The 13,354-nt window shown below is 74.4% G+C and carries 8 protein-coding genes; 4 read left to right on the forward strand and 4 right to left on the reverse strand.

Features of this window, described 5'->3' with window-relative positions:
• From AB0L29_RS00800 to AB0L29_RS00810, 3 genes are all read right to left on the reverse strand, one after another.
• Complete coding sequence (locus AB0L29_RS00800) at nucleotides 1–2,223, reverse strand: NHLP family bacteriocin export ABC transporter peptidase/permease/ATPase subunit (RefSeq protein WP_365821869.1); 2,223 nt, start codon at nucleotides 2,221–2,223, stop codon at nucleotides 1–3.
• Nucleotides 2,220–3,026 carry an HlyD family efflux transporter periplasmic adaptor subunit gene (locus tag AB0L29_RS00805; RefSeq protein ID WP_365821871.1) on the reverse strand — a complete coding sequence of 269 codons (807 nt, stop codon included), beginning with the start codon at nucleotides 3,024–3,026 and terminating at the stop codon, nucleotides 2,220–2,222. Before AB0L29_RS00805 ends, AB0L29_RS00800 begins: the two co-directional genes overlap by 4 nt.
• Before the next feature lie 96 nt (nucleotides 3,027–3,122).
• Nucleotides 3,123–3,338: a type A2 lantipeptide gene (locus AB0L29_RS00810; RefSeq protein WP_365821872.1), complete on the reverse strand. Its 216-nt coding sequence runs from the start codon at nucleotides 3,336–3,338 to the stop codon at nucleotides 3,123–3,125.
• A gap of 1,065 nt (nucleotides 3,339–4,403) precedes the next feature.
• On the opposite strand from AB0L29_RS00810, the gene AB0L29_RS00815 reads away from it, so the two are divergent.
• Nucleotides 4,404–5,795 (forward strand): S1 family peptidase, encoded by a 1,392-nt coding sequence (locus AB0L29_RS00815; protein WP_365821874.1) that lies wholly within the window; start codon nucleotides 4,404–4,406, stop codon nucleotides 5,793–5,795.
• 546 nt (nucleotides 5,796–6,341) lie between these two features.
• Here the strand turns inward: AB0L29_RS00815 and AB0L29_RS00820 are convergent.
• A complete protein-coding gene (locus AB0L29_RS00820; RefSeq protein ID WP_365822663.1) occupies nucleotides 6,342–8,504 on the reverse strand; it encodes a SpoIIE family protein phosphatase in 2,163 nt (720 codons plus the stop codon).
• A 490-nt stretch (nucleotides 8,505–8,994) separates the two neighbouring features.
• Between AB0L29_RS00820 and AB0L29_RS00825 the strand changes: the two genes are divergently transcribed.
• From AB0L29_RS00825 to AB0L29_RS00835, 3 genes are all read left to right on the forward strand, one after another.
• Entirely contained in the window at nucleotides 8,995–9,855 is an 861-nt protein-coding gene (locus tag AB0L29_RS00825; RefSeq protein WP_365821876.1) for an alpha/beta fold hydrolase, read from the forward strand.
• 729 nt (nucleotides 9,856–10,584) lie between these two features.
• Complete coding sequence (locus AB0L29_RS00830; RefSeq protein ID WP_365821878.1) at nucleotides 10,585–11,793, forward strand: cytochrome P450; 1,209 nt, start codon at nucleotides 10,585–10,587, stop codon at nucleotides 11,791–11,793.
• A 138-nt stretch (nucleotides 11,794–11,931) separates the two neighbouring features.
• Nucleotides 11,932–13,281 carry a serine hydrolase domain-containing protein gene (locus tag AB0L29_RS00835; RefSeq protein WP_365821880.1) on the forward strand — a complete coding sequence of 450 codons (1,350 nt, stop codon included), beginning with the start codon at nucleotides 11,932–11,934 and terminating at the stop codon, nucleotides 13,279–13,281.
• Nucleotides 13,282–13,354: the final 73 nt, after the last annotated feature.

The following is a 13,354-nucleotide window of genomic DNA, read 5'->3' on the forward strand; positions in this document are numbered from 1 at the left end:
TCACCGCTCCCTGACCAGCGCCGCGTACGCCCCGCCGCGCGCCACCAGCTCCTCGTGCCGCCCGCGCTCCACGACCGTGCCGTGCTGCAGGACGACGATCTCGTCGCTGTCCCGCACGGTGCTGAGCCGGTGCGCGATCACCACGCAGGCGCAGCCCCGCCTGCGCAGGTTGTCCATCACGACCCGTTCGGTCTCCGCGTCCAGGGCGCTGGTCACCTCGTCGAGCACGAGGATGCTCGGCCTGCGGACCAGGGCCCGGGCGATCTCCAGGCGCTGGCGCTGCCCGCCGGAGAAGTTGCGGCCGTCCTGCTCGACCCTGCTGTGGATGCCGCCCGGACGGCGCGTGATCACGTCGTACAGCACGGCGTCCCGCAGCGCCTCCACCACCGCCTCGTCCGGGATCGACGGGTCCCACAGCGCCACGTTGTCGCGGACCGTGCCCTCGAAGAGGAACACCTCCTGGTCGACGAAGGAGACGGACGCGGCCAGCGCGCCGCGCGGGATGTCCTCGATGCGCTGCCCGTCGATGCGGATCACGCCCTCCCACGGCGTGTACAGACCCGAGATCAGCCGCGACACCGTGGACTTGCCGCTGCCCGAACCGCCGACCAGCGCGACCTGCTCGCCCGGCCCGACGGTCAGGTCGAAGCCGCTGAGCAGGGGCTTGTCGAGCGGGTTGTAGCCGAAGGTGATGTTCTGCAGCTCGACGTGGCCGTGCAGGCGGCGCGTCGACCCGCCGGAGCCGGGGCGGCCGTAGAGCGGGTCGGTCCGGAAGTTCTCCACGTCCTTCAGCCGGGCCACGTCGGCGGCGAAGTCCTGGATGCGGCCCGCGACGCCGTTCAGCCGGGTCAGCGGGGCGGTGAAGCGCGCGACCAGCGCCTGGAAGGCGACCAGCAGGCCCACCGAGAGGTGCCCCTCGACCGCGCGCATCCCGCCGATCCACAGGATCAGCGCGCTGTTGAGGGTGGCGAGCGTCGGCGCGACCACGCCCAGCCAGGCGCTCGGCACGCCGAGCCGCTGCTGCTCCTCCAGGGTGGTGGCGTGCTGCCCCGCCCACTTGCGGAAGTAGCCGTCCTCGCCGCCGGTCGCCTTCATCGTCTCGATCAGCTGCAGGCCGGTGTAGGCGGTGTTGGTGAGCCGGGCCGTGTCCGCGCGCAGCTTCGCCGTGCGCGTGGCCCGCAGCCGTACGACGACCCGCATCGCCACGATGTTCAGCAGCGCCACGCCGATGCCGACGAAGGTGAGCTGCGGGTCGTACGTGTAGAGCAGCACGGCGTACAGCACGACCACCACCGCGTCCACGCCCGCCGCCGCCAGGTCGCGGGCCAGCGTCTCGGCCACGGCGTCGTTGGACTGCAGGCGCTGCACCAGGTCGGCCGGGCTGCGCTGGGCGAAGAACGTCACCGGCAGCCGCAGCAGATGGCGCAGGAAGCGGGCGCTGGAGAGCGTGGAGGAGATGATCCGGCCGCGCAGCAGGTTCGCCTGCTGGAGCCAGGTCAGCACGATCGTGAGCAGCACGCACGCCGCCATCGACGTGAACAGCACGCCCAGCAGCGAGGTCCGGCCGCCGATCAGGAACTCGTCGATGTAGGTGCGGCTGAGCGCGGGCACCGCCGCGCCGACCGCCACCAGCAGCAGGCTCGCCAGCACCGCGGCGGGCAGGGTGCCCGCGGTGCCGCGCAGCCGGGCCGGCATCGCGCCGAGCACGCCCGGCCTGCGGCCGCCCCTGGTGAAGTCCTCGCCGGGCTCCATCACCAGCACGACACCGGTGAAACTGCCGTCGAAGTCCTCCAGGGGCACGAAACGGCGGCCCTTGGCCGGGTCGTTGACGTACACCCCGCGGCGGCCGAACCGGCGGCCCATCCCGTCGTAGACGACGTAGTGGTTGAACTCCCAGAACAGGATGGCCGGCGCCGTCACCTCGGCGAGGGCGGCCAGGTCCATCTGCATGCCCTTGGCCGTCAGGCCGTAACTGCGGGCGGCCTTGAGGAGGTTGCTGGCGCGCGAGCCGTCCCGGGAGACGCCGCAGGCGATGCGCAGCTCCTCCAGCGGGACATGGCGGCCGTAATGGCCGAGCACCATCGCCAGGGAGGCGGCGCCGCACTCGACGGCCTCCATCTGCAGCACGGTCGGCGTACGGACGGTCCCGCCCCGGGCCTTGGGGACCTTCCGCTTCGGCGGGGCCGCCCGGCGTCCGCCCCGGGTCTCCTGCGCGGCGCTCACGGCAGCAGCCAATCGACGGGGCGCTGGTCGGCCAGCCGGATCGAACCCGTGGCCAGGGTCATGGAGGTCAGTTCGTACGGCGGTCCGTCCGCGGACGACCACCGGTAACCGCTCTTCGTGGCGGACGACCTGTCCAGTTCGACCGTGACGGCCACCGGCCTGCCCTCCTCGGTGAACTGCCGGCCCAGCTGGGCGTCGCCGAGGAACGCGGCGATCTGCCGCGCGGACTGCGGGGAACGGTCCACGGACTTCACACGGCCGCGCAGCACGCCGTACTCCCGGCTCGGCACCGACTGCACGGTCAGGTCCACCGGGGCCCCGGCGGGGACGTCGGCGGCGTTGTCGGCGGGCACGTACACCGTGGCGTACAGCGGGTCCCCGGCGCGGGCGACCTTCTCCACGGCGGCGACGTCCGCGCCGGTCCGGATGATCTGCCCGACGGCGGCGGCGAGCGCGGAGACGCGGCCCGCGTCCAGCGAGCGGACGACCGTCTCGCCCCGGTCCGTGCGGACCTTCAGCACGGGGGACCCGGCGGGCAGTCGCTCGCCCTGTTCGGCGAGGACCGCGGTGACCTGGCCCGCGACCGGGCTCTGCAGGACGTAACTGCCCTGCCCGTGCGTGAGGACGGCGGGCGCGCCGATCGTGGAGGCCACCGAGCCGGTCACCGCCCACACCGAGGCGGCCGCCATCGCGACCACCGTCACCGACAGCACGAGCCAGCCCTGCGGGCGGGCGAAACGCACCGGCAGGTCGAGCTCCTCCGGCGACTGGAGTCTGGCGAGGGCCTGTTGGCGGAACTGCAAGGGACTTCCCTCACCCGTGACGAAATCTTCTACGGCATCCGAGAATCCCGGAACCGCCGGCTGCGGTTCCGGGACTTCAACGGCACAGGGGCGCGATCAGAGACCGGCGACCAGGTTGGTGACCGGGGCGGTGTTCAGGCCGGTGACACCCTCGACGGTGCCGACGGCCGTGTCCACCAGGCCGGAAACCGGGGCGACGCCGTCCACCGCGGCGACGACGGTGTTGACCGCGTTCACGGACAGGCCGCCGGAGACGTTGTCGAGCTCGGCGTCGGAGATCTCGACGGTCTCGACCTGGGGGGTGGAGTTCATGATGGAACTTCCCTTCGTATGGCTGTTTCACAAGGGGGAGAGCGGCCCCCTCTGGGGACAGACGGAAGGCCGCGACCGCAGGGCCGGGCGCCCGTCTCCGGAAGCCCTGAGCGGGCCCCGCGGTGCGATGGATCAAAGCACGCGGCGGGTGCGCGCTTCCACTCAACCAAGCCCCCTACCAGCGGGTTTGTGCACCGAAGGTCATCAACGGTGCAGGTGCGCGCACGCCTTGTCGGCGACTTCTTCACATGCGTCACGGCATCGGCCCCCACGGCTCCCCGAAGCCGCGACGGCGAATCCGGCACTCCCGCCCCAAAGGCGTGAGCGGGACCGCGCGCCCGCGGATGTCCGCCGCCGGGCGTGACCGGGTTGGGCAGTCGGTGTGCAGATTCGCTGAAGCAGGGATTCCGCTCTGTGCTCGCTACGAAGCGTCATTTTGTGGATGCGTAGCGTGTCTGCTCGGGAGGGTGTGCGCCGTGCTCGTGCGGGCCGCGGGCCGGCCCGGCTCCTCGGCGGTCATGGAGACGCAGGCGAACGCCCTCCGGTGGTCCGGCTCGGCCGGCGCCGCCTCGATCAGGACGTCCGAACCGGTCACCGCGGGCTGGAAGGGCGCCGACCGCTGCGCCGTCGTCATCGGGACGAACCCGCCGCGCGCCGCCGACGCGGTGCCGGCCGTCGCGGTGCCGGTCGCGGCCGGCGGGGCCTGCCCCGGCAGCGCGCCGCCCTCCCGGGCCGGCCGGCCCGGGAGGGCGGTCGCAGCAGCGCGCGGTCCTCGCCCACCGCCTCGACGGGCAGTTGTGGGCCGAGCGCCCAGGGGGGGCGGAGCGGGCGGAGAGGATCTCGCCGGCTTCGGCGCCGGTCATCGCCGTGGAGGGATCCTCCCCGCCGCCGGGCCGCCGGGCCGCCGGGCGCGCCGGACCGGCCGGCTCCGCGCCCGGTTCGGCTTGCCCGCAAACGGAATTGAACGCCCCGCACGGTCCGTGCGTACCAACAGCCGTCCAGGCGCCCCCGACAGCTGCCGAACGGCGGCCCACACACTCCGGTCCCCCCAGGAGGTCGAGAAGTTTGAGTCACAAGCGAATCCCGAAGCGCAAGGCCGCGATAGCGGCGGGCGGTGTGGTGGCGCTCGGCGCGGCCGCGATCCTGCTCCCGAACGCCAACGCGTCCCAGGACGGCGCGTCGGGCGGCGCCGCGGCCGCGCCGAAGACCCTGAAGGCGGGCGACGCCTCGGATCTCGCCTCGCAGCTCGCCGGGCTCCTCGGCGACGCGTTCGCGGGCTCCTACTACGACGCCGGCCGGCAGCAGCTCGTCGTCAACGTCGTACCGGGTGACGACAACAACGTGATCGTGCAGGCGAAGAAGGCGGGCGCGCAGGTCCGCGAGGTCGACCACAGCTGGTCCGAGCTCCAGGACGGCGCGCGGACCCTGAAGACCCGGGCCACCATCCCGGGCACCTCGTGGGCGATCGACCCGCGCACCAACAAGCTCCTGGTGACCGCGGACAGCACGGTCACCGGCGCCGAGTGGGACCGGCTGGAGTCCACCGTGCGGAGCCTCGGCTCCGGCATGGCGACCATCAAGAAGTCCCAGGGCACCTTCAAGACCTTCGCCTCCGGCGGCGACGCCATCTTCGGCGGCGGCGCGCGCTGCTCGCTCGGCTTCAACGTCACCGCGGGCGACGGCTCCCCGGCCTTCCTGACCGCGGGGCACTGCACGGCCGCGGCCCAGCAGTGGTCGGACGCGCAGGGCGGCGCGCCGGTCGGCACCGTCGAGCAGTCGGTCTTCCCCGGCGAGGGCGACTTCGGACTCGTGAAGTACGACGACCCGGCCACCCAGGCCCCCAGCGAGGTCAATCTCGGCGAGCAGACCGTCCAGATCACCGAGGCCGCCGAGGCCACGGTCGGCCAGGAGGTCTTCCGGATGGGCAGCACCACCGGGCTCGCCGACGGCCAGGTGCTCGGACTCGACGCCACCGTGAACTACCCGGAGGGCACCGTCACCGGCCTCATCCAGACGAACGTCTGCGCCGAGCCCGGGGACAGCGGCGGCTCCCTGTTCACCCGGGACGGCCTCGCGATCGGCCTGACCTCGGGCGGCAGCGGCGACTGCACGGCCGGCGGCGAGACGTTCTTCCAGCCGGTCACCACCGCGCTGGAAGCGGTCGGTGCCACCCTCGGCGCCGGCGGCGCGGCGGGCGGTGCCGGGGACCAGGCGGGCGGCGAGGAGGCCGGCGCCGGGGAGCAGGGCAACGGCCAGGGCGCGGGCAACGGCCAGGGCGCGGGCAACGGCCAGGGCGCCGGGAACGGCCAGGGCGTCGGGAACGGCCAGGGCAACGGCCAGGGCGTCGGCGGCGGTGGAGACGACGAGGCCGGTGCCGGTGCCGGTGACGGCACGGAGGCCGGCGGGGAAGCAGGCGAGGGCGCCGAGCACGGCTCCGGCCTGACCGGGACGGGCTGACCCGGCCTGGCGGACCGGCACCGGTGTCGGTCCGCGGGCGGCCGCCCCACCGATCCGGCCCATCGCGACACGGCGGGCCGGACCGGTGGACGGGATCGGTGGGCGGGATCGGTGGGCCGGTCGTGATCGTCCGGTGCCGGCCGTCCGGTGTGAAGGTCCGGCCGACGGGCCCGCGACCGCTGTACGCGGGGGAGCCCGAAGGACATAGAGACATAGAGACATAGAGAAGGGGACGCCGCTCCACGGCGCTCCCCGACGCGGGCCCGTACCGGGACGCGCCCCGCACGCGGCCGGCATCCCGGGACGGCATGCACGGACCGGGCACGTGGCCGCGGCCCACACGGACCCGATCGCCGTGAACGCCTTCACAGGCGCGGGCTCTCCCGTCGCCGCTCACACGGCGTCGCCGCTCACAGAGCCGAGCCGCTGTGAGCGGGATTCACAGCCACCGTCCGGCCTTCCTCCGTGGTTCCGGCCGGCGGTGGACCGGGCCGGCCCTCCGGCGGAAGGGCCGGCCCGTCCCGCACCAGGGCCCGCCGGCCCGGGTCACGGCTGCGGGCGCGCCCTGATCAGCAGCAGCGCGACGTCGTCGAGGCGTTCCTCCCCGCCCGTGTCGCGCCGGTCCTGCCGCACGAGGCTGTCGGCGAGCTCGTCCAGCGGCAGGTCCCCGGCCTCGGCCAGCCGCCGGCCCAGGCCGGTGACGGCGTCCTCGAGGTCGACGCCGGGCGCCTCGACCAGTCCGTCGGTGTAGAGGGCGAGCAGACAGCCGGGAGCGAGGTCCACCTCGGCCGTCGGATACGCGGCCGAGCCGTCGACGCCCAGCAGCGGGCCACCGGCCAGGTCGAGCACCCGCACCCGTCCGTCCGCCCTCCTCAGCAGCGGTGGCGGATGACCCGCGCGGGACATCACGGCCCGCCCGCGGGCGGGGTCGAGCCGCAGGTACAGGCAGCTGGCGAAGAGGTCGGCGTCCAGGTCGATCAGCAGCCGGTTGGTGCTGCTCATGACCTCCCGGGGAGACTGCCCGACGGCCGTGTACGCGCGTACCGCGGTGCGGACCTGCCCCATCAGCCCGGCCGCCGTCACGTTGTGGCCCTGCACGTCGCCGATCACCGCCGCCGCCAGCCCCTGGGCCGGCACCAGGTCGTAGAAGTCGCCGCCGATGTCCATGCCCTGCGTGGCCGGCAGGTAGCGGGCGGCCGCCTCGAGGCCGGGCAGCGACGGCAGCGAGTGCGGCAGCAGCGCCTCCTGCAGGCCGTGCGCGAGCCGGTGCTTGGTGTCGTAGAGCAGTGCCCGCTCCAGCGCCTGGGCGATCAGCCCGGCCAGACTGGTGAGGACCGCCCGCTCCTCCGCCGGGAAGGTGTGCGGTTCGGCGTAGGCGAGCACGCAGGTGCCCACCGGCCGCCCGGAGGCGATCAACGGCAGGTAGGCCCAGGCCGCGAAGCCGTCGCGGGTGGCCCGCCGCCCCGGGTACAGGTGCTCCAGGTGCTCCGGCGACTCGAAGAAGGCGGGCACCCCGGTCCGCAGCACCTGCGTGCCGGGGGTCTGCTCGGCCAGGGGCGTCCCGTCGAACCGTTCCACGGCGTGCGGGTCCGCGTATCCGCGGTGCCCCAGCACCCGCAGCCGGCCCGCCCTCGGCCTCAGGACGACCAGGCCCCGGCTGCCCACCGCCGGGGCGACCTCGTCGGCGACCAGCTGCACCACGTCCTGCACGCCCACCGCCTCGGTCAGCGCACCGGCCAGGCTCAGCACCTGCGTGATGGTGACCAGAGGAGACGGCGCCCCGCCGAAGCGCGGCCGGGCGCGGTTCAGCTCCGACACCGCCCGGGCCCTGCTGATGCGGACGCTCAGCCCGGTGGTGCTCGGGTACAGCCGGAACGACAGCCAGTCGCCGGGCGGGCGCAGCGCCGTGAACGAGGTGGCGCGCTGGCTGAACAGCGCGGCCCGATAGCGGTCCTCGTAGACGGGATCGTTCAGCCACGGCACGGACACCCACAACGGGGTGCCGAGCAGCCGGGTGACCGGGACGCCCAGCAGGTCGGCCGCCGCGGGACTGGCGAAGCCGACCCGGCCGTGCAGGTCGAGCGAGCACAGCCCGTACGGCAGTCGCTCCACCATCCGCGCGGCCTCCACCGCGCCGGGTGTGCCGGCCAGGCCGCCCACCGCCGGGCCGCCGAGCAGGTCGGGTTCGGGGATCAGCGGACGGCCCCGCCGCGCGGCCCGCTCCAGCCGCAGCGCCAGCCGGTCGCAGGCCGCCAGGAGGTGCTCGCGCTCCCAGTCGGACAGTTCCGGCGGATGCGAGCCGGGCCAGGTCACGAACACCGCGCCGTACGCGGCCGACTCGGTCACCAGCGGCACCGCGGCCAGCGCGAACGGATAGGGCAGCACCACGGCGATGCGCGGATAGCGGCGCGCCATCTCCTCCTCGCCCCCGACCCAGACCAGCCGCCGCTCACGCGCCGCGTCGGCGACCGGGACGGGCGCGTTCAGCCCGACCCGCTCCCACGGCGCGGCGAAGGCCCGGGGCAGCCCCGCCATCACCGCCATCAGCAGCACCGGCTGGTCCGGCGCCAGCACGTACACCGCGCCGGAGTGGGCGTGCACCTCGTCCATCATCGAGGTCAGCGTCAGGGACAGCAGCGGACGTCCGGGCGGCGGCCCGGCCGCTGCCGACGCCCGCGCGGACGACTGTCCGTCGGACACGCCGACCACCTCCTCGCACGGCGGGACGACGGGTCCCGGGGACACATCTCCCGCCCGCCGGCTCGGCGCGCACGGCGAGCCGTACGGGAAACGCGCTCACGACCGGCCCGGCCGGAGCGCGCGGGCCCCACGCCACGGTGAAGGGACTTCGCGTACCCCCGATGCGCCGGCTCATGCCACCCCAGGGGAGGCGCGTACGGCGTACGGATGCGAAGGCGTGCGCTCCCGTGCAACCTGATGGCCGATTTCATACGTCCGCAGGACTCCGCGATCGCCGACGGCGACGTCCGCGGCGGGCGGCGCGACGGCCCACGGCCGCCGGGCGGAACCTTCGAGGAGGGGGCCCGGCGGCGTCGGCGCCGGTGGCTCCGGGAAGCCCCGGCCGGGCGCTTCGGACGCGACCGTGGGTGAGTGGCCGGTCGCGGACCGAACTCGACGGCCGGGGGCGAGGCGCCTTACAGTCGCCGGTGGCCGGGGCGGGGCCTGTGCCGTGTACGCCGTGTGGACACCGTCCGCCCGGGCGGCGGCCGCCCGGGCCGTCAACGGCAAGCCGTCGGGCGAGAGGGACGAGGGAGCGCGGATGGTGGGGGAGAACCCTTGGATTCGGGAACTGCGCAGGACGCGGCGGCCCGCGGCGCATGTGGTCTTCTTTCCGCACGCCGGCGGCGCCGCCACCTTCTTCGCGCCGCTCGCCCGGCACTTCCCCGCGGACTTCGACGTCTCGGCCGCCCAGTACCCCGGGCGGCAGGAGCGTTTCGGCGAACCTTTCGTGGAGACCGTCGAAGGTCTCGCCGACCACCTGGCGCCCGTGCTCCGGCGGTACGCCGCCGGCCCCGCACCGCTCGTGCTCTTCGGGCACAGCATGGGGGCGAGCGTGGCCTTCGAGACCGCGGGCCGGCTCGGCGCCGGCCACCGGGGGGCACCGTGCCGTCTGGTCGTCTCCGCCAGCCCCGCCCCGTCGGTGCGCCGCAGGGACGACGTGCACCGCGGCACGGACCGGGAGATCCTCGCCCACCTGGCCGAACTGGGCGGAACCGACGCCGAGATCCTCGGCAGCCCGGACCTCGTGGAGCTGTTCCTGCCCGTCCTGCGCAACGACTACGGCGCGGTCGCGCGCTACCGCCCGACGGACCACGCCGTGGTGGACCTGCCCGTCCTGTGCCTCGTGGGGGACCGGGACGGCAGGGCCACGCCCGAGGACGCCGCCGCGTGGAAGGAGCACACCTCGGCGGACTTCCTCCTGAGGACCTTCCCGGGAGGGCACTTCTTCCTGACGGAGCACCAGGAGACCGTGGCCCGTCTCGTCACGGACTGGGCCGGATCCGTACCCGGCGGACCCGTCCCGCACGGCACGGCCTGAAAGAACCGGCGCACCGGCGGGTTTGAGGACGCGTCGGCCGGGCACCCGCGCTGGCGGTGCTCCGATCCGGACTGCCGCTGCACGGCACCACTCTCACCGAGGTGCCCTGGTGAGCGCGTGAGCGGGCCACGACGGCGGCCGCCCTTCGACTTCGGGGGGTTGCCATGAAGTGACCCACCGTGAAGACTGGGCGCGCGTTTGGCGGGGACGAGGGCGTCGGGATGCGCTTTGGGCAAGCATCGGACAAGACATGTCCGATGTGTATAACCTCGTCTACCGTCATCGGGCAGCCGGCCTCGTCCGGCTCGCCAACTGTTCGTATTCACCGGCCTGTTGGCCTGTTGGGGGAAGGCTCCGTGCGCAGCGGCCGCGCGGAGGATCGACAGGGGGGATGTGTTGATGTCGGCTAGGTCTGCCGCGATGAGGGTGCCACCGTCCGTGCCCGGCCGGGTGAGCGGCCACGGCGCGACGGTGCGGACGTGTTGACTTCGCACGTACGGATCCGGTGACGGACGGACACCGTCGCCCGGTCCCGTGAGGCGGCGCGGACGCCGGCGGTGCCCGCCGCGCCGTCCGTGACGCCGGACCGCCCGGCCGGTCACGACACGAAGGCGCCCGCACGGGCGGCGAGCGGAGCGCTCCCGCGGTGTCGCCGCCACAACCCCCCACACCCTGATGCTCCACGGCAAGGCCTCGCTGTGCCCAGACGCCCATCACGAGGGAGATTCGGTGATCAGAGACCGACTGACAGAGGAGCACTTGCTCCTCGACACGTTGGCCGACCGGTGGCGGTCCATACGCGAGACCGGCCCCGTGCGGTACGACGAGGGCCAGGGCGTGTGGCAGGTGACCGACCACCAGGGCGTCGCCGCGGTACTCGCCGACCCGGCGACGTACTCCTCGGACCTCTCCGCGATCGCCCCCACCCAGCAGGACTTCGAGGCCTTCCGGCAGGGCAACTTCGTCGGCATGGACCCGCCGGAGCACCGCAAGCTCCGCACCCTGGTGAGCCAGGCGTTCACCCCGCGGGTGGTGCAGGGGCTGCAGCCGCGCATCGAGGCCGTGTGCGCGCGTCTGCTGGACGCCGTCGAGGACCGCGACCGCTTCGACCTGGTCGACGAGCTGGCCTATCCGCTCCCCATCATCGTGATCGCCGAACTGCTCGGCGTACCGGCCGGCGACCACCGGCTGTTCCAGGAGTGGGCGAGCGTGCTGTTCGGCGGCGACCAGCTCGGCGAGGCGCCCGACATGGCCGACCTGGAGCGGGCGCTGGAGGCGATCGCCCCGACCGTGCGTGAGATGAACGGCTACATGCTGGACCACATCCGCCACCGCCGCGCCCATCCCGGTGAGGACCTCACCAGCAGACTGATCGCCGCGGAGGTGGACGGCGCCCGGCTGACGGACCAGGAGATGGTCGGATTCGTGGCCCTGCTGCTGGTCGCCGGGCACATCACGACCACGGCACTGCTCGGCAACGCCGTCGTGACCTTCGACCGGCATCCCGGCACGCTCACCGCCCTGCGCGCCGATCCCGGCCGGCTGCCGGACGCGCTGGAGGAAGTGCTGCGCTGGCTGCCGCCCTTCCCCGAACTCGGGCGCCGCGTCACCCGCCCCGTCGAACTCGGCGGCCACCGGCTCCCCGCCGACGCGCTGGTGATGGCCCACCTGGGCGCCGCCAACCGCGATCCGGCCCGCTTCACCGCGCCCGACGTGCTGGACGTGGGCCGCAGCCCCAATCCCCATCTGACCTTCGGACACGGCATCCACTTCTGCTTCGGCGCGCCGCTCGCCCGGCTGGAGGCCAGAATCGCGTTCCGCCTGATGACTGAACGTTTCCGCGACCTCGCCGTCCCCTCCTACGCGGACGTCGCCTTCCAGAACCCGGCCGTCATCGTCGGCGTGCGCCACCTGCCGGTCGAGGTCAAGAGGACGTAGACCCGCGGCCGCCCGGCGGCAACGCGACACGTCACCCGCACCGACGCAGCACCCGCACCGACGCGCCCCGGCCCGTCCCCCACCGCCAGCCGGCCGGCGCGTCCCTTCCATGAGCCCAACCAACGGGAGATCCCCCTCATGCCGTACACCCCTGCCGCTCGGGTCGTCGACCGGCGACCGCTCCTGACACACCAGACGCTGCAGTACCGCCTGGACGCCCTCGCCCGCACCCACCGGGTGCCCGGCGCCCAACTCGCCGTGCACACCGGCCGCGAGGTCCTGAGCGTGCACACCGGCACGGCCGACGCCGTCACCGGTACCCCGCTGACCGAGGGCACGGCCGTCCCCCTGGGGTCCCTCACCAAGACCTACACCGCCGCCGCCGTGGCGCTGCTGGCCGACGACGGCGACCTCGACCTGGACGAGCCCGCCGCCGTGTTCCTGCCGGAATTACGGCACATACCCGAGGTGACGGTTCGTCAGCTGCTCGGTCACACCGCCGGCCTGCCCACCGGGCCCGACTCGGACACCGCCGCCGGCACCACCGTCTCCCGCTACCTGTCGACGGTGTGCACCGCGCGCGACGCGCTCTTCCCGCCCGGAACCGGATTCTCGTACTCCAACGCCGGCTACGTCGCCGCCGGCCGGCTGGTGGCCGCGGTGACCGGCATGACCTGGCAGGAGGCCGTCCGGGCGCTGCTGCTGGACCCCCTGGGCACCGTCCCCGCCTTCCTCGGCGACACCTTCCCCGTCCGCCCGGTCGCCTCCGGCCACGCCCGCAACACCGCCTCCGGCCGGCTGATCCCGGCGCACCAGAACCTGGCGCCGCTGGAGGCACCGGCCGGCGGCCTGCTGGCGAGCGCCGCGGACCTGCTGACGCTGGGCAGGGCCCTGACCGGCCGCTCCGCCGCGCTGCCCGCCGACGCCGCCGCGCAGATGCGCCGCCCGCAGCCGGGCGCCGTCCCGGCCGGCCTGGCCGACGCCTGGGGGCTGGGCCTGGCACTGTTCCGCCAGGACGATCTGTGGTGGTGCGGCCACGACGGCAACGCCCAGGGCACCTCCTGCCATCTGCGGGCGGAACCGGACAGCGGCGTGGTGGTCGCCTTCACCGGCAACTCGAGCGGCGCGACCGCCCTGTGGCAGGACCTCGCCGACGACCTCACCCGCCTCACCGGCCTGCGGGTGCCCACCGTCTGCGCCCCCGTGCGCCGGGGCCCCGCCGTCCCCCTCCCCGACTGCGCCGGCACCTACCGCAACGGGCAGAGCGAGTACCGGATCACCCTCGGCGCGGACGGCTCCTTGACGCTGTCCGTGGACGGCGACCGCCCGATCCCCCTGATCTGCTACGAGGACCTCACCTGCGACCTGGTCGACCCGGACACCGGCCGGCCGCAGCCCGGCGGCCTGTTCCACCGCGACCGGACCACCGGCGTCATCGACCGCGTGCAGATCTCCGGGCGCGCCGCCCGCCGCTCCGGCACCGTCTGACCCGCGCCCGGCCGCCACCGGGCCCCGCCCTCCGCGCGGGCCCGCCGGCCGCCCGGCCCCACCTCCTGGACGA

This window comes from Streptomyces sp. NPDC052701 (assembly GCF_040678355.1).
GTDB lineage: Bacteria > Actinomycetota > Actinomycetes > Streptomycetales > Streptomycetaceae > Streptomyces.